The sequence below is a fragment of the Clostridium sp. BJN0013 genome, assembly GCF_040939125.1.
Taxonomy (GTDB): Bacteria; Bacillota; Clostridia; order Clostridiales; family Clostridiaceae; genus Clostridium_B.
In genome coordinates this window covers 3,580,048-3,598,339 of the sequence record NZ_CP162495.1, presented here as the reverse complement: position 1 = coordinate 3,598,339, position 18,292 = coordinate 3,580,048, and the positions used below count along the sequence as shown (strand labels likewise).

General features: G+C 29.9%; 15 protein-coding genes and 3 pseudogenes. 15 read left to right on the top strand and 3 right to left on the bottom strand.

Features of this window, described 5'->3' with window-relative positions:
* Positions 1–52 precede the first annotated feature (52 nt).
* The 7 genes and pseudogenes from AB3K27_RS18545 to AB3K27_RS18515 all read left to right on the top strand — a co-directional run bounded on the left by AB3K27_RS18545 (position 53) and on the right by AB3K27_RS18515 (position 7,982).
* Positions 53–1,351, top strand: a complete 1,299-nt coding sequence (locus AB3K27_RS18545) for an IS110 family transposase (RefSeq protein ID WP_368487541.1) — start codon at positions 53–55, stop codon at positions 1,349–1,351.
* A 571-nt stretch (positions 1,352–1,922) separates the two neighbouring features.
* Entirely contained in the window at positions 1,923–2,753 is an 831-nt protein-coding gene (locus tag AB3K27_RS18540) for a prephenate dehydratase (RefSeq protein ID WP_368488821.1), read from the top strand.
* Between the two features lie 148 nt (positions 2,754–2,901).
* A pseudogene (locus AB3K27_RS18535) lies at positions 2,902–3,081 on the top strand (methyltransferase domain-containing protein); the annotation flags it as partial.
* A gap of 38 nt (positions 3,082–3,119) precedes the next feature.
* Positions 3,120–3,881, top strand: coding sequence for a PhzF family phenazine biosynthesis protein (locus AB3K27_RS18530; RefSeq protein ID WP_368488820.1), 762 nt, complete (start codon positions 3,120–3,122; stop codon positions 3,879–3,881).
* Between the two features lie 57 nt (positions 3,882–3,938).
* Positions 3,939–4,130 (top strand): DUF6366 family protein, encoded by a 192-nt coding sequence (locus tag AB3K27_RS18525; protein ID WP_368488819.1) that lies wholly within the window; start codon positions 3,939–3,941, stop codon positions 4,128–4,130.
* A 330-nt stretch (positions 4,131–4,460) separates the two neighbouring features.
* Positions 4,461–5,312: a pentapeptide repeat-containing protein gene (locus tag AB3K27_RS18520; RefSeq protein ID WP_368488818.1), complete on the top strand. Its 852-nt coding sequence runs from the start codon at positions 4,461–4,463 to the stop codon at positions 5,310–5,312.
* A gap of 1,017 nt (positions 5,313–6,329) precedes the next feature.
* A complete protein-coding gene (locus AB3K27_RS18515; RefSeq protein ID WP_368488817.1) occupies positions 6,330–7,982 on the top strand; it encodes an ABC transporter ATP-binding protein in 1,653 nt (550 codons plus the stop codon).
* A 536-nt stretch (positions 7,983–8,518) separates the two neighbouring features.
* Here the strand turns inward: AB3K27_RS18515 and AB3K27_RS18510 are convergent.
* Positions 8,519–8,929, bottom strand: a complete 411-nt coding sequence (locus tag AB3K27_RS18510; protein WP_368491280.1) for a stage II sporulation protein P — start codon at positions 8,927–8,929, stop codon at positions 8,519–8,521.
* 280 nt (positions 8,930–9,209) lie between these two features.
* Between AB3K27_RS18510 and AB3K27_RS18505 the strand changes: the two genes are divergently transcribed.
* From AB3K27_RS18505 to asrC, 6 genes and pseudogenes are all read left to right on the top strand, one after another.
* On the top strand, positions 9,210–9,422 hold the full coding sequence (locus AB3K27_RS18505; protein ID WP_368488816.1) for a DUF1858 domain-containing protein: 213 nt from the start codon (positions 9,210–9,212) through the stop codon (positions 9,420–9,422).
* A 22-nt stretch (positions 9,423–9,444) separates the two neighbouring features.
* Entirely contained in the window at positions 9,445–9,744 is a 300-nt protein-coding gene (locus AB3K27_RS18500; RefSeq protein WP_368488815.1) for a hypothetical protein, read from the top strand.
* Between the two features lie 4 nt (positions 9,745–9,748).
* The gene (locus tag AB3K27_RS18495; RefSeq protein ID WP_368488814.1) at positions 9,749–10,303 is read left to right on the top strand and encodes a hemerythrin domain-containing protein; all 555 of its coding nucleotides are present in this window, start codon (positions 9,749–9,751) and stop codon (positions 10,301–10,303) included.
* A 241-nt stretch (positions 10,304–10,544) separates the two neighbouring features.
* Positions 10,545–11,544: pseudogene (gene asrA, locus AB3K27_RS18490) on the top strand (anaerobic sulfite reductase subunit AsrA).
* Positions 11,545–12,336: an anaerobic sulfite reductase subunit AsrB gene (gene asrB, locus AB3K27_RS18485; protein WP_368488813.1), complete on the top strand. Its 792-nt coding sequence runs from the start codon at positions 11,545–11,547 to the stop codon at positions 12,334–12,336. It begins immediately after the preceding pseudogene.
* Between the two features lie 18 nt (positions 12,337–12,354).
* Positions 12,355–13,302 (top strand): sulfite reductase subunit C, encoded by a 948-nt coding sequence (asrC, locus tag AB3K27_RS18480; protein WP_368491279.1) that lies wholly within the window; start codon positions 12,355–12,357, stop codon positions 13,300–13,302.
* Between the two features lie 126 nt (positions 13,303–13,428).
* On the opposite strand, the gene AB3K27_RS18475 is transcribed toward asrC, so the two are convergent.
* Positions 13,429–14,124 (bottom strand): Crp/Fnr family transcriptional regulator, encoded by a 696-nt coding sequence (locus tag AB3K27_RS18475; RefSeq protein ID WP_368488812.1) that lies wholly within the window; start codon positions 14,122–14,124, stop codon positions 13,429–13,431.
* A 117-nt stretch (positions 14,125–14,241) separates the two neighbouring features.
* Here AB3K27_RS18475 and hcp point away from each other — a divergent pair, with 117 nt between their 5' ends.
* Both hcp and AB3K27_RS18465 read left to right on the top strand, forming a co-directional pair.
* A complete protein-coding gene (gene hcp, locus AB3K27_RS18470) occupies positions 14,242–15,942 on the top strand; it encodes a hydroxylamine reductase (protein ID WP_368488811.1) in 1,701 nt (566 codons plus the stop codon).
* 722 nt (positions 15,943–16,664) lie between these two features.
* Positions 16,665–17,231, top strand: coding sequence for a class I SAM-dependent methyltransferase (locus AB3K27_RS18465; protein ID WP_368488810.1), 567 nt, complete (start codon positions 16,665–16,667; stop codon positions 17,229–17,231).
* Between the two features lie 759 nt (positions 17,232–17,990).
* On the opposite strand, the pseudogene AB3K27_RS18460 reads toward AB3K27_RS18465, so the two are convergent.
* A pseudogene (locus AB3K27_RS18460) lies at positions 17,991–18,185 on the bottom strand (transposase); the annotation flags it as partial.
* Between the last annotated feature and the right edge of the window lie 107 nt (positions 18,186–18,292).

The following is an 18,292-nucleotide window of genomic DNA, read 5'->3' as shown; positions in this document are numbered from 1 at the left end:
GTATGGATACTCTGTTCTATCTTCAAAAATATATGAAAAGGAGATATTTACAATGTCAAAATTTTTTAATTTACCTGTAGTAGGTATCGATGTTTCTGCTGATTATTCTATGGTTGCAATACTAGCCCCTGATGGAGCAGTTTATAGAAAGGCTTTCAAGATAATGCACACTTCTGATGGTTTCTCTTATCTTCTCAAAGAAATGAGAAAAGTGGAAAAAGAGTTCTCCATGAAACCATCACTTTTCATGGAATCAACTGGTGTTTACCATTTAACTCTTTTCCACTTCCTAAAGAATAACGAATTAGAAACTTTCGTTATAAATCCTCTTATTACTAATAGTAACAAAAATTTAGGAATAAGAAAAGTGAAAAATGATAAAATGGATGCCTTAACTATTGCAAACATAGCAAAATTTCAAAATATAAAAATGTCTGATTATTTAGATATCCCAATATTTGCTGTAAGATCACTTTGTCGTGATTACTACAGCCTTATAGATAACCGTTCCCAGTTCAAGAAAAAGTTATCTTCTGATCTTAGAACGTTTTTTCCTGGATATCATAATGTTTTTTCTGACGTAGCTGGTGTTACTTCATTAGCAGTTTTAAGTAAATTTTCATCCCCTAAAGCAATTGTTGATGCACCAAAAGATGATTTAATTGCTTTACTAAAGGAAAATTCTTGTAAATCAATTGACTGGTGTACAAACACATATAACAAACTTTTAAACGCTGCACTAAGTGCTGTACAAATAGGAATAACCAATAATTCCTTTAAAGTAACTATAGGCATAAATATAAAGCTTTTAAACATCATTAATGAACAAATTGAAACTCTAGTAAATGAAATAGAATCAGCAGTTAAAAATGACTCAACACCTGCTTCATTTAAGAACAACATAGCATTGCTTCTTTCTTTCAAAGGTATAGGCTTTATTACAGCTGTAACCATAATGAGTGAAATAGGCGATCCTACAAGGTTCAAGCATCCAAAAGAAATGGTTGCTTTCTTTGGAATTGACCCTTCAGTTAGTCAATCCGGGAAATTTAATAGTGACCAAAATAAAATGTCCAAGCGTGGTACACGCTTTGGTAGAAGAGCACTTTATGCTGCTGCTCTTGCATCAATAAGAAAATCCAAAACTGGTAAACCAATTAACAGTGTTCTTTACCAGTATCGCAATAAAAACTTAAATGGTAAGAAGAAGAAAGTTGCTCTTTGTGCAATTATGCACAAACTTGTAAAGTACATATTTGCAGTTCTTAGAGATCAAAAGCCTTATGAAATTCGTGAACCAAAACTGCACAACCAAATGTATGTTACTAATTTTTCAAGATCAGTTTCTTAACCACTTAGACAAATTAATTATGGTCCAAATTGGATAAATTATTTCCAATTTAGTTTTAGTAAAAATTTGCCATAGTTCGTATTTTTTTATGGTTTGTTTGCCATGCTCTTTTTTGCTCTTAAATTTAGTAAATAAATTTTTTAAATTAACTATTGACTTTTACTAGCTGGTCTTTATATTTACAAGACATATTAAACGATTAAACTAGTACTTATATGTTTGCTTTATGTATTATTTCATGTCTATATTATGATGATGATACAATAGTGATATCGCAGTTTATCAATTAGATGATGAAAATACTACGACTAAAGGATGGCAGAATGGTGTACAAGGAGTTAATGTATTTGGTAATGTTTTAATTCAGGTTAATTCTTCTGCTGAAAATTATTTGGGATGGATTCCATATGTGTTTGCTCATGAATATCATCTGGAATGAAAATATGAAATATAACTCATTTTGTAAGATGTATGAATAATTAATTTATATAAAATATTTAATATACAATAAAATTGCGATGTGTGGTAATATAAGCGTATATTTAAGAAATAAGTTCTGGAGGCTAAATAAATGAATGAAATTGCTGTACTTGGACCATCAGGCACTTTTAGTGAATTCGCAGCAAAGAAATACATTGAGAAATTTAATAAAAATATAAAAGTAGTTTTTTATCCTACTATAAAAAAAGTTTTTGATGCCATTGGCAAGGAATGTGAATTAGGAATTGTACCTATTGAAAATACTCTTGATGGATATGTGCAGATTACGTTGGATTTACTTTCACAGGTGAATTTATACATAATACATGAATTTGTTATTCAGGTTCAATTTTCCTTTGTCAGTAATAATTTGAATGTATCTGATATTAAAAAAATATATGTTCAGTTTAAAACTCAAGGGCAATGTTATAGTTTTCTAGATCAATTTATTGAAGCTAAAATTATAACAACTGCAAGTAATGGGGAATCCTTTGAAAAGGTAAAGAAAGGTATTTTAGAAGAGTCTGCTATAATTCCAAGACATATACTAAACGCAGAAAATAGATTTCCTTTCAGTATTGAAAATGTAACTGATTCAGAAAATAATGAAACAAGATTTATTGTGATTTCAAAAAATATTATAAAGTATGATATTAATAAAAGTTATAAAACTTCAGTAATTATTATGGATGCTGCAGACGATAAACCTGGGATGCTTTCGAAAATTTTAAATGAATTTTCTGAAAGAAATATTAATTTAACTTCAATAATATCACGTCCAACTAAAAGAGCACTTGGCAAGTATTATTTTTTTATTGATATTGAGGGACATTATCCAGAAGAAAAAAATATTAAGCAAGCAATTGATAAAATAAGTGAAAACAATATAGTTAAAATTCTTGGCTCTTATTCGATGATTTAATATATACTTAATAGATGGATATTCTTACCTATCCAACATCAATTAGTTCTTTTTTAATTTTGAGATAGATTTAATCTTAGCGGGAGAAATATAAAATATAACTTGAAAGCATATAAATTGAGAGTTACCATACCACAAATTATAAAATAAGGACTTTTTCCTTGAAAAGAATGTTAAGGACATATTGATACCAGGTATTGGATATGGTAGAAATGCAAAGTTTTTTATTGACAATGGAATAAATATAACGGGCATTGAGATTTCAAAAACAGCGATTGATTTGGCAAGGCAAAATGGGCTTAATATTAGTATTTTTCATGGTAATGTAAATATAGAATAACTGTTAATAATGAGGGAGCGATGGAAATGAGAATACCAATTTATCAGATTGATGCATTCACAGAGGAAGAATTTAAAGGGAATCCGGCAGCAGTATGTCCATTAGAAAAATGGCTTGAAGATGGTTTAATGCAAAAGATTGCTAAAGAAAATAATTTATCTGAAACTGCTTTTTTTACCAAAAAGAATGATATATATGAGTTAAGATGGTTTACTCCAGAAGAAGAGATTGACTTATGTGGGCATGCCACATTAGCAGCTGCTTACACTATATTTGAGTATTTAGATAAAAATTCAAATAAGATAAGTTTTAATACAAAGAGTGGAATTTTGGAGGTACTAAAAAAAGATAAGTTAATTACAATGATATTCCCATCAAGAGAAGGAGAAAAAAGTGAAATACCAGAAGAATTAATAAGAGGACTAGGAAAGAAACCTAAAGAATTATATAGGTCTAGAGACTACATGGCAGTGTTCGAAAAAGAAGAAAATATAAAAAGTCTTAGACTAAATATGGAGGAATTAAAGAAATTAGATGTATTTGGAATAATAGTAACAGCTAAAGGTAATGAAGTAGATTTTGTATCAAGATATTTTGCCCCAAAGTCAGGAATAAATGAAGACCCTGTGACAGGTTCAGCACATTGTACATTAGTTCCGTATTGGAAGAGAGTTTTAAATAAGAATGAATTTGTAGCATATCAGTTATCTGATAGAGGAGGGAAATTATATTGCATTGATAAAGGAGAAAATATAGAAATATCAGGCCAAGCTATTTCTTATTTGTAAGGGTATATAAATGTATAAAAATGTTCATTAACTCATTAATACCATGGGGGTAAAATTATGGATAAAGAAGATAGACGTAAAATGAAAGAATGTAAAAAAAATCCAATGGCTAACTTTGCTGATTCAGTAAATCGTTCACAGATAGGTGATTTAAGTCAATTAACAAAGGGAAATTTATTTACAAGGATTATTATTAGTATTATAGTTATTGGAATACTGTCATTAATATTCTTTGCTATTAACAATTAATAACAGCTGTTAAGGCTATTACAGTTGTATGTCTAAATGATTTTATAAATAGTTTAGGACACATTCTGAATTCTTTACGATGTAACTAATAAGATTGAAAATGCAAATAATGCTCTTTGAAAATCAGATATGCCGTGTTAAAAACTTTTATGTTTTCTATAAGACAGTGAAAATACATGGATATTATGGTATGATTTTTATAAAGATTGAATCATGATTGTAAATAATTATGACGAAAGTATTATACAGGCATTGAAGTACAGGCTGTATATGATATAATTATTTAAGAGAAAAAATCATTCCTATTTTTCTAAAATGAGGTAAATAACTATGATATATATACACAAAGATAAGTATACTAGAGAATTAAGGGTTGATTGTAAAAAATGTTTCGGTCTGTGTTGTGTAGCACTGTATTTTTCAGCTTCAGAAGGCTTTCCAGCGAATAAAGAGGCTGGTAAACCTTGCATAAACTTACAGCCTAACTTTATTTGCTCTGTTCACAAAAATCTGAGAAATAATGGGCTTAAGGGATGTACTGCTTATGATTGTTTTGGTGCTGGTCAGAAGGTATCACAAGTTACTTTTAGTGGACATGACTGGCTTAAAAACCCAGAATGTGCTAATGAAATGTTTGAAGCATTTTTGATTATGCGGCAGCTTCATGAAATGCTATGGTATCTTACTCAAGCATTTATTCTGCAAAAAGACCCTTATATTAAAGAGAAGATAATTTCATTAATAGACAATACTGAACAATTTACTCTTCTTGATGTTGATTCTCTATTAACATTGGATATAGTAGCTCATCGAACTAAAGTTAACGTACTGCTTAAAAATACCAGCGACTTAGTACGTACTAAGTTCCACAGAGAAAAGAATATTGCTTTAAGAAATCGTAATGCCACCTCTCTTAGATTAGATTATTTTGGTTCAGATTTGAGAAAAATCGACCTTAGAGGTTCAGATTTGAGGGGAGCCTGTCTTATTGCGGCAAACATTAGAGGAGTCGATTTAAGTTGGGCCGATCTAATTGGAGCTGATTTAAGAGATGCCGATCTTAGTGGGGCTAATCTAACAAATAGTATTTTTCTTACTCAAGCTCAAATCAATACGGCTAAGGGGAATTCACATACAAGGTTACCTATTATGATAGTTCGCCCAACCTATTGGTTGAAATAATTAACTGTTAGATTGACATTTTTGTGTTACAAATCTCTTATTTAGTGTAACAATTAAAAAACGAATAATTTACCTAAACACTGTATTATTCAAGTTTGAAATTTTGCGGTGTTTTTTACGTCGTACTTCAAATAAGTTGTGACAAAACAGTAAATTATTGTGAAGTAAAAATTTTTTATGTTTTTGGGGTGGAAGGAATATAAATATGGGAAAAGAACTGTCGGAAATGATGTTGGAAGAATTATGGAGGTTGTTTCTTATAATTCTAAAAAAGTATTATATTAAATTACTTTAATATTTTTATTTAGAAAGGATATTTTGTATAAAAGAACTCATCATTAGAGGCATATATTTTTTAATTTTAGGGGTCATTGTATATATTTTAATTTTAAAATTAAAATTTAAGTACAATGGATGGAATTTAAATAATCCCAGGAAAAATGCAATATATGCTCTTGCTGCAACTTGTACAAGTATTTTTTTAATTTTAATTATAATTTTAATTCATTCAAGAAGTATTAGTAATTCAACTCCAGGAATTGAAACTAATGTAACTTATAATTTTTCTGTTGTTTTGTCAAATATAATTTTGTATTTAATAATTATAAGTCCTGTATTGTTAACAAAAAAATTTTTGAAACAGTCATGGGCTAGTACAGGAGTATCAAAACATAATTTAAAAAATCAGTTACCATTGGTATAATTGCAGGTATTATATACTTAATATTATCTTTGATTTACATGAATGTCAATATTATTAGAGTAATGGCCAAGTTAAACATTAGTTATTTTTGGAGATCAGTATACTTTTCCACTGTTGGATTTTGTGAAGAATTTATGTCTAGGAAATATTTACAAACTCGTTTAATTTCGTATATAGGAAAAAATAAAGGTTGGATAACTACTTCCATCTTTATATGATTGGGCAAATACTCTAATTTAGTTTTAATGAATTTGGAAAATTTTAAATTAAACTTCAGTATTAACAGGATAACAATGATGGGAGAAATGAATAATATGGGTGGATATAGTAACTTACTAAAACTAAATACATATATTAAAAGATGTAAATTTAACTTTTTTGCCGGCATAGCAGGAATGATTATTTGTTCAATTATGTATACTCCCGTACCATATTTAATGGGGTATGTAATAGACAAGGTTCTGATACCACATAAAAGTTATATGGAATTATATAAGATTATTTCTGTATTAATTTTATTACATATGTTAAGGTATTGCATAAGTATTGTTTCAAAAAGTCTTTTTATAAAAGTTCAAAACTTTGTAGTTAATGAAGTTAGGGTATCAATGATGGATAAAATAATAGATCTGCCTATGAGTTTTTTAGGCAAAAAGGAAAAAGGATATATACTTAGCAGGATATCTGAATGTGGAAATATAGGAAGTTTATTCTCGCCTATGTTTGTAAATACATTTTTAAGTATCTTTGACTTTATATTTGCACTAATTATGATGATTACTTTAAGTTATAAGCTAAGTATTATAGTTTTGATTATAGTTCCAATATATTTTTTAACTGTAAAACATTCATCTAATCAATTGTCAGAAAGTACAAAATTAATGTTGGAAACAGGGGCTGTTTTAAATGGGGAGACTTATGAAGTATTAAATGGTATAGAGGAGATAAAAATATTAAATGGCAAAAAAGTTCAACTTAAAAAGTTTAAAGACAAATTGAATAAGATGGTAAAAAACAGTATAAAGCAAAGTAAACAAATCTTATTTTTTATGGAGAATATACTTTTAGTAAATAATTTAGCATCGGTTTTAATATTGTTATTTTCAGGAATATTAATTTTAGATAATCAATTAACTGTTGGTATATATACTGCTTTTATTGCATATATGAGTAAAATATTTTCAACAACGTCAAGTTTTGCAAGTTTAGGTATGACTGTAAAACCTGTATGTGTAAGCATTGAAAGAATACAAGAATTTTTAGAAATGGAGGATGAAAATACAGGAGAGCATGAAATAATGAATGAACATATAATTAGTATTTCAGGTAAAAATTTAAGCTTTAAATATGACGAAAATAGTGAAAATGTAATAAATAAATTAAATTTTAAAATGAATAAAGGGGATAAAGTTCTTATAAAAGGAGAAAATGGTACAGGCAAGTCCACATTAATTAAAAATCTTTTAGGGTTATATTCTCCAACAGAAGGTGAAATTTTTATAAATGATAAGAGGTATTCACTTATTGATAAAAGAAGTGTGAGGAATAAAATAGGAGTTGTATCTCAAAATGTATTTTTATTTAGGGGGAGTGTTTTAGATAATATTTTATATGGGCAATCTGATAAATGTAAGGAAGATGTAGTATCTTTGATCAAAAAATACAATTTAGAAAGATATATTCAGGGATTTGAAAATGGTCTGGAAACTGAAATTAATCAAAATGGTGTTGGAATATCAGGAGGACAAGCTCAAATTATTGCCTTTTTAAGGGCAACTATTGCAAAAAAAGATGTAATTATTCTAGATGAGGGAGTAAGTAATATGGATGTAGAAACTAGAAAAATTATTCTTAAAATACTTCAAGAAAGAAATATATGTAACATTTTAATGATTATCTCTCATCAAGAAGAGGGTATGGAGTTTGTTAATAAAACACTATATTTAAAGAAAGAAACTAGCGAATAATTGACCTAGCAATGCTTAATTTATTGGTATGATATGGGAAACTCTATGGGAATAGCAATATTAACATTTAACCCTAAAATAATTGCAATTGTATTAGCAATTTTCTGTATAAAACATATTGTATTAATGTTTAGTTTTGGCTTATTATATATAAGTCATTTGCTGTTTAGTATAGTTCTTATAGGATTATAGGAGTATCTATTGTACTTATAATTAAAATTATTTGTAATACTATAGGGAGTTTTTCTAAAATTATTAAAGAAATTTAATAACAAGGGTATTATAAATTATTAAGTATTTGCCATAAGAATGTAATTTGTATTCTTCTAATTATGGGTAATTTGTGGAAAGAGAGTGTACCTTGATTTGTTTTACACAAACCTAGATACGCTCCTTTGTTTTGCACAGTTCTGTGTATGTTGTCATGTTTTCTATGTTCCAAAAAAACTGTACAAAAATACAAACACACAGTAATTTGTTAACTTTAGATAACAATTGAATGCTATGTGTTTATGCTTTTATACAAATATTGCAAACTATTTATTTTGTATGTTCTTTAATGACCTGGCTAATGCACCTACACTTTCTTGAATGTCACTGTCACTAGATTTATCATTTCCAATCTCAATAAGAACAGTATTATTAGACAAATCTTCATTAAAATATGACAATGTACCTGTCTTGAATTGAACTATTTCTGACGTAACACCACTAGCCTTTTTTAACTGTTCTAACAATTGGTTAGCAAATTTCTTATTTTCTTTATATCTCGGACTGGCCTGAGTAAGTATTAACTTTATTTTTTTTGTATCTGATGTAGTATTATTACTTTCATCGCGAGATACATCTAAGAGAGTTGTGTTAGCATAGTTCTTTACATTTTTTGTTATTATGTTACGTGTATTTTCATATGATCTTGTATATTCTTTAGGTGCTGTAACTTTTATAAAGCTACTGTTTAATCCTGCTTTAATGAGATACTACTGAGTTGGTAAACGTTTATGGTTTTTTCCTTAGTTATGTTTTGTGTGGCAACTTAATTATAACAGGAAATTACATAAATGTTTTTCTTTTTTTATTCACTGGGAATTTATTCAATCAAGTTCGCTCATTTATAGCTATAAATTATATATGGAAATTATTAATACTCGTAACATAGGCTACGGAATTTTAATATTTCATGTGTTATTATAATAAAAAATAAATGAATGATGGAGGACAAAGCTTATGAAAATTATAAAAGATATGACTATTAGTGAAGTTGTTAGAAATTATCCAGAGAGTGTAGAAGTTCTCTTTAGTTTTGGTATGGGTTGTGTAGGATGTCCATCAGCACAAGCAGAAACAATAGAAGAAGCGTGTAAAGTTCATAATATGGATGTTGAAAAACTTATTAAAGCATTGAATGAAGCAACAAAACGAGGAGGTAAACTTATATGAGTGCATTTTTAGGAAAAATTCATTGAAGAAACTTGGAATCAATGAAGACTCGCCAGAAGATTTCTTTAAGCTGATTTTTGATTATATGCTTGAAGGAATGCCATGCGATAGAGTAAATGAAATCATTGAAAATAGCAAAACTATGATTACATGGGAAACTACAAGAGATATTCATAAAGTTTACTGGGATGAAGCTAGCGGGGATATTAATAATTATTATTATTTTAGAGATATATGGATTAACGGATTCTTAAGTGCAAGCGGTACAGGGTATAAGTATACTAGAAAAGAAAATGGAATAAATACCATAAGAGAGGTGTGAGTTTATGGATGGAATTGTCTTAATGATTGAAGAACATAAAAATATAAAAAGGATGCTGCAAATTATAAGAAAAGCATGTTTAAGTATAATGAATGGCAGGGAAATTGATTATATGGATTTTGAAATGATGATTGACTTCGTAAGAAATTATGCAGATAACCATCATCATGGAAAGGAAGAAAAATTGTTATTTAATAAAATGGTGGATGAAATTGGAGGTATAGCTGAGAAATTAGTTAAGTTTGGAATGCTTGTGGAGCATGATTTTGGAAGGTTATATATTAACGAGCTTGAAGAAGCACTTGCCAGAGTTAAGGCTGGTAATGATGAGTCAAAACTTGATGTAATAGCCAATGCTGTATCTTATACACATCTATTAAATAGGCATATAGATAAAGAAGACAATGTTGTATATTCTTTTGCCAAAAGAACTCTCAGTGAAGAAATATTAAATAAATTCAATATGGAATGCCATGAATTTGAAGAGGAAATGAATAGAGCTGGTGTTCAAAATAAATATATTCAAATATTGGAATCGCTTGAACAAAAATATAAGTGACTTGTAGTTTCAAAGGATACTGTAAGGTTTATAGGGGAAAAATAATCAATTTTCATAGGATTTTCTGCTGGATTTTTAGCTATATTGGAAACGTTTTAGTTTCTATAGTATTGGCAGGGTTATTTGTACAATCTGGACTTTGAAAGGGCGCAATGGCACAATTTATTTTAAAAGCATCATATATCTAATAAGAAAGCTTGAAGAATTAAATAATAAATAAAGTGGTATAAGGAGGACGAAGATGGGATATAAGTTAACCACAGAAAAGTTTAATGATTTTTTAACTGAAATAGGAGATGAATATAAGATTTATGCTCCTATACTTTTAAAAGGCAAAGGCACTTTCTCAGATACGGATACTGTTAGGTATGGACAAGTTAACCATGTTAAGGAAATAGTTTTTGATAAAAAATCTAATTTCTCGCCAAAGGAAGTGATACTTCCAATTACGCAAACTTTGTTCTATTTTACAGAAGACAGTGTAACAGAACCTAAAACAGAGGACAAGAAGATTTTAATATTTTTAAGAAGCTGTGATATATGTGCTGTTAAGAGATTGGATCAAATATATTTAGACAATGGTGCTGAAGATCCATATTACAAGAAATTAAGAGAAAAAGTCAAATTCATACTTATGGAGTGTGAAGACAGCTTTGAGAATTGTTTCTGTGTAAGTATGGGAACTAATAAAACAGAGGAATATGATTTATTTGTAAAAGTAAAAGATGGACAAGTTTTTGTTGAATGTAAAGATGAAAGTTTTAAGTCATATTTTCACACTTGTGAGCAGTATGAAGTAAGTCCAAAATTTATAGAAGCTAACGAAAAAGAAGTAAAAGTTCCTAGAAACTTAGATACAAATATATTTAGTTGGAGTGGATGGAAAGAGTATTCACAAAGGTGTATAGCTTGTGGCAGATGTAATACTGTGTGGGACCTGTGCTTGCTTTACAATGCAGGATATATTCTATAAAGATAATAGAAATGTTGGGGAAAGAAGAAGGGTTTGGGCTTCTTGTCAAATAGATGGGTTTACGGATATGGCCGGTGGACATAGTTTTAGAAAAGAGCAAGGTGATAGAATGAGGTTTAAGGTTATGCATAAGGTTTATGATTTTAAAAAGAGATTTGGCTACCATATGTGCGTAAGCTGTGGAAGATGTGATGATGCTTGTCCTGAATATATCTCATTTTCAAACTGCGTAAATAAGTTGAACAAAGCAATGGAAGAGGTGAAGTAAATGGAGAATATATATTTACCAAGGTCTAGTAAGATAATTAGTATTACTCCACATACAGATATTGATTACACCTTTAGAATGGAATTTACAGGTGATGTGAAGCCTGGTCAATTCTTTGAGGTTTCTATACCTAAATACGGAGAAGCTCCCATTTCTGTCTGTGAAATAGGAGAGGGATATATAGACTTAACAATCAGACGTGTGGGAGTAGTTACAGATGTTATTCATACCTTCTTCAAAGGAGATACACTTTTCATGAGGGGACCTTATGGCAATGGATTTGATGTAAATATATATAAAGGAAAAGAAGTTATTGTAGCAGCAGGTGGAACTGGCCTAGCTCCGGTTAAGGGAATTGTAGATTATTTTTCAGCTAACAGAAATGAAGTTAAGAACTTTAATCTTTTAGCTGGATTCAAGTCACCAAATGACATATTGTTTAAAGAATCTATCAAAAAATGGAGTGGCAATTTACAGGTCACAATAACTGTAGATAAAGCTGAAGAAGGATATAGTGGTAATGTAGGGTTAATTACTAATTATATTAAAGATTTAAAAATTGAAAATGTGGAGAAAGCACAAGTGGTGGCTGTTGGTCCTCCAATAATGCTGAAATTCACATTAGCTGAGTTTATTAAAAGAGGAATTAAAGAAGAAAATATTTGGGTTTCTTATGAAAGAAAGATGTGTTGTGGACTTGGTAAATGCGGGCACTGCAAGATTGATGATACCTATATCTGCCTAGAAGGTCCGGTTTTCAATTATACTAAGGCTAAGAACTTAGTGGATTAGGGGGGAGAGATAATGTCTATAGATATTAATACAAAAGGCCTTAAAAAGAATGCATTTAGAGTAACTAAAGAAAGAGGAAAAACTGCAATAAGAATAAGAGTTCCAGGTGGTCATATGGAAGCAAAATACTTTGAAATACTACAAAAGGTTGCTGAAGAATATGGTAATGGAACTGTTCATATAACTATCAGACAAGGATTTGAAATACCTGGAATAGATATGAAGGATATTCCTAGGATAAATGAACTTATTCAGCCTGTAATAGAAGGATTAGAGATAAATCAGGTAGATCCAAATACAGGATATGCCTCCTCCGGTACAAGAAATGTATCTGCATGTATAGGAAATAGGGTGTGTCCTTTTGCTAATTATGACACTTCTGCATTTGCAAAGAAGATAGAAAAGGCTATTTTCCCTAACGACCGTCATGTTAAAATTGCATTAACTGGATGTCCAAATGATTGTATAAAAACTAGAATGCAGGACTTTGGAATTATAGGAATGACTGAACCACAATATGACAGCTATAGGTGTATAGGCTGTCAAGCCTGTGTTAAGAACTGTAAGAAAAGATCTACAGGAGCACTAACATTTGAAAATTTTAAGGTTATAAGAGACCATGACAAGTGTATTGGCTGTGGAGAATGTGTTGGGAAATGTCCAACAGGTGCATGGACAAGAAGTGATGAAAAATACTTTAAGCTGGTCATAATGGGAAGAACGGGGAAGAAAAATCCAAGACTTGCCCAGGACTTTGCCAAATGGATAGATGAAGAAAGTATAATAAAAATTATATTAAATACTTATGATTATATAGAAGAGTATATTGATAAAGATGCACCATTAGGAAAAGAACATATTGGATATATTGTAGATAGAACCGGGTATCATGAATTTAAAAAATGGGCATTAAAAGATGTAAAACTAGGAAATAGGGTTGAGATACAAAAAAATATTAATTGGTAATAGCTAATTTAGGGGACGGGCATTGGTGCCCGTTTTTTAACTATAGTTTGTGATATTGACTATTTTTGTGATATTGACTATTGTTGTTATTAACTAAATTGGTATTATATATAATAATAATATTTTTTAATATTCGCAAAAGCTCTGCAAGGCTTGAATGTCCTTTATTTTAAACGTAGACAAGTGAAAATCGATTATACCCTCATCTCTCATCCGACACATTTCCCTTGACATAGATGGTCTTGATACATTTAAAAAATCAGCGAGTTCGTTCCGCTTTAAGGGTAAAATTATAGTGTTGTTTTTGGTATTTTGATATTGTTCCAACAAATATGAACATATTTTACCACGTATACTTTTAATTGAAAGGTATTCAACTTTCTTATTCAATAATAATGCCTTATCTGATATTACATTCATAAAATTTTGCAGCATTGCAGTATGCCATGGACACATCTTTCCACATCTAGCTATAAGGTCTGAGTTCGTAAGAAATAAAACTTTGCAAGTGTTTTGTACTCTAACTGTTGCAGGCCATATTTTACGACTTGAAAATACCAACATTTCCCCAAATAAATCTCCTTTTTTTACTACAGAAATAATTACTCTATTTCCTTCAGAGTTTTCTTTGAGAATAGTTGCTTCCCCTTCTAAAACTATACCAAACCTGTCAATTGACTCACCTGAATTTACTATGCATTCATTTTTACTAAAGCTATGTATTTTGGGAGTTAAGCATTGTAACATGCAAAGGATTTCTTCTTCTTTTATACCGTAAAATAAAGGTGATTTTTTTATTATTTCAATATATTCTTCTATCATTTAATTACCATCCTTTTTGTATCCTCGGTTACCGAATTGTTTTAATAGATATAATATAATAATCTTATAGAAATGACAAGGGAAAAATAGTAAATAACGAACTAGGAGGTATATATTATGTCAAATATGTTTTGTTTTCAATGCCAGGAAGCTGCAGGAGGAAAGGGATGTACTGTAAAAGGTGTATGCGGAAAAACTGGAGATGTAGCAAAAGCTCAGGACTTATTAGTTTATGTAACAAAGGGATTGGCAGTAGTAAGTAATGAAGGAAGAAAAGTTGGGGTGATTGATGCTAATGTGGACAAGTATATAACTGAAAACTTATTCTCTACAATTACTAATGCTAACTTTGATAGACAAGCACTTTTAGATAGAGTAAAAGAAACTTTAAAATTAAGAGAAAAATTAAAAGCTAAAGTTGTAAAAGCTGGTGGACAACTTGGAGAAACTAAAGGTAGTGGAATATTTAAAAAGTTATTAAAAACGGCATCAAGTGGAATCACTATTCCTGATGCAGCAGTATGGTCAGATGATAATGTTAGTGGATTTGATGCTAAGGCTGAGCAAGTTGGAGTATTGGCAACTAAAAATGAGGATATAAGGAGCTTAAGAGAACTTATAGTATATGGTCTTAAAGGTTTGGCAGCATATACGAAGCATGCTATGAACTTAGGATATAATGATGTAGAGGTTCATGGATTTATGGCTAAAGCTCTAGCTGCTACGTTAGATGATTCATTATCAGCAGATGATTTAGTTGCACTTTCATTAGAAGCAGGAAAATACGGTGTCACTGCTATGGCTTTACTTGATAAAGCTAATACAGAAACCTATGGAAATCCTGAAATTACAAAGGTCAATATTGGAGTTAGAAATAACCCAGGAATACTAATTTCTGGTCACGATTTAAAGGACCTTCAGATGTTATTAGAGCAGACAGAAGGAACAGGAGTAGATGTTTATACTCATGGTGAAATGCTTGCAGGACAGTATTACCCAGCCTTCAAGAAGTATGCTCACTTTGCAGGAAACTATGGAAACGCATGGTGGAAGCAGGGAGAAGAGTTTGAAAAATTCAATGGAGTAATTTTAATGACTACAAACTGTGTAATTCCTCCAAAAGATTCATATAAGAATAGATTATTCACAACAGGGGCAACTGGTGTACCAGGTTGCAAGCACATTGAAGCAGACGAAATTGGAAACAAGGATTTTACAGAATTAATTGCTATGGCTAAAAAATGCAGTGCTCCAACTGAAATAGAAAAGGGAGAAATTGTGGGCGGATTTGCTCATAATCAAGTATTGGCTCTTGCTGATAAGGTTGTAGATGCTGTTAAAACTGGTGCAATAAAGAGATTTTTTGTAATGGCTGGCTGTGATGGTAGAGCAAAATCAAGAAGCTACTATACTGAATTTGCAGAAAAGCTGCCCAAGGATACAGTTATATTAACTGCAGGATGTGCAAAATACAAATATAACAAATTGGAACTTGGAGATATCGGTGGAATACCAAGAGTACTTGATGCAGGACAGTGTAATGATTCATATTCACTAGTTGTAATTGCATTAAAGCTTCAGGAAGTGTTCGGATTGGATGATGTTAATAAACTTCCAATATCCTATAATATAGCATGGTATGAGCAAAAAGCTGTAATAGTATTATTAGCATTATTACATCTTGGGGTTAAGAACATTCACCTAGGACCAACACTTCCAGCCTTCCTTTCACCAAATGTGACTAAAGTTCTAGTAGAGAATTTTGGAATAGCAGGAATTGGAACTGTTGATGAAGATTTAAAACTGTTTTTAGGGTAATTAATAAACAAATATCAAAGAATATAATAAATATCCACCAGCTAAGCTTAACATCATAAACTTAAGGAAACTTGATTTAATATTTTGATTTATCAGGTTTCCTTATTTCTATATATGCATTAAAATATAAGTAGGGGTGGTTATATGTTTAATATCTATATTAATAGATTTAAAAAAATGTTTAACTCTATTAATTTAGATATTATGAAAACATATGCACGTCTAGATAAGCAAAATAGTTTTATTAGAAAAAGAAAAATGCCACTTGCAGATTAGTGTTTGCGGTTGATGGAAGTAAAGCGGAAGTTCCAAACTCCGATGAAAATAGAGCATTTTTTGGTGAATGTGCTTAATAATCGTGCCAAGACTGAAATAAGAGCTTTAGTAAGTGGCATTTTTGATGTATTTAATCATTTTTTTTGGATTTGCAAATAGACTCTATCAAAACAAGTGAAAGTGAACTTCCGATTGAATTTAGTGGAAAAGAAATAGAGACTCTATATTTTAAGAGATGGGAAATTGAAAAAAAGTATCATACTCTCAAAAATAAAATGAAGTTCGAAAGTGTTACAGGAAGCAACATTATATGTATATCAGGATTTTTGGGCACAATTATATATTTCGATTTTCACTTGCTAATCAGAAAACTGAAGGCGAGCTTTTCTTTATAGGAATGCTCACCTTTTGGTTATATTTATAATTAATGAGAGAAGGTGTAAAAAGTGAAGGTTCGTGACAGTGGAATGCCTGAACAAAAATATTGGGAAAGTTTATTTAACGTAGAACTTATTCTTGATAAGATGGAAATAAATCAAGATGTAAATTCTCTTGTAGAATTTGGATGTGGCTATGGAACATTTACATTGCCGAGTGCTGAAAGGATTAGTGGTAATATTATTGCGATAGATATCGAAGATGAAATGCTTAATATAGCTTCATCAAGAACTGTTTCTAAAAATAATATAACTTTCGTAAAGCGTGATTTTATAGCTAATGGTACAGGGATACCTAACAATTCGGTTGATTATGTTATGTTGTTCAACATACTACATCATATCAAGCCATTAGAACTTTTGGACGAGGCATACAGAATACTTAAGGCAGGAGGAAAAGCTGGTCTTATTCATTGGAATTATGATCCCACTACTCCAAGAGGTCCAAGTATGGATATTCGCCCAAAGCCTATTGAAATGAAAGAATGGGCGTTAGAGGCTGGATTTAAACAAATAGGATATAACTATATTAACTTACCACCTTATCACTATGGGTTTGTCATACATAAGAAATAGATATATTTACAATATTCTTATACAATTCTTATATTTCATAATATGTTTATATAAAAAAAGGTTTCATATTTAATTTTTCTTATTTTATAAATTATTTTTTACACCTTTAACCATATTAACTATATTCATAATTAAAAGAGATATCTTTAATATTATTTAACATACTCTTGGTATTTAATATAATGAAAACTCCAGCTTAGTTTTAAGCTGGAATCTTTATTTCACATAAAAAGCTGACCAAAGGCCAGCTAAAAAAATTTGAAAGGATAACTGTAGTTAATAGTATGTTCAAAATTTTAAAATTGCATACAATATATAGAAAATAATTTTAATTAAAATGCAAGGTCTTCTTTAAATAAAAATTTTTATAATAAAAGCCCTGGTAGCACCAGGGCTTTTATCCATGATAAAACTAATTTAGTGATATTAAAGGATTTTTATGATGTTAGTCATTATATCCAATTTATTATATTTAAAACAAAAAGGGAGCTTTATGTCTAAAATCTATTTACATATATTGTAAAATAGTATATTATATATTTATGAGGTCAACATTCCTAATTAATTCGTTATAACCTAATGTAAGTTTGATTTATCCAAATTCACACTCCAAATAGTAAATTTATTTTAAGGTGCTGTTGCATTAGCAATTTTTTAGATTGCTATGAACAGCACCTTTGTAACTCAAAAGAATAATTTTGGAGACAAAATTATTTTCTCAAATTCTATATTTTGAAAAAGGGTATAGAAAATTAGGAAACGACGGAATCCCATATCTTGTTTTATTTCAGCAAAAGCTCCTTCAGATTGAATACTTCTGTTCATTCTCAGTTCTATTCCTTTATCGCTAAGTATTCTTTCTAATGATTTTTCTCGTTTTTCTTGGAATAACTTAGAGATTTCTAAATATTTAGTACGTTCTTCCAGTGGAATTTTACTATTTCTGCTTTTGATACACTTTAATTTTAATTAGCATCCACTGCAGTCTTCGCAGGTATAACAAGTTTTCTCACTTACATATCCAGTTCTACTTTTTGATTTTTTAGTACCAGTTACTTTCT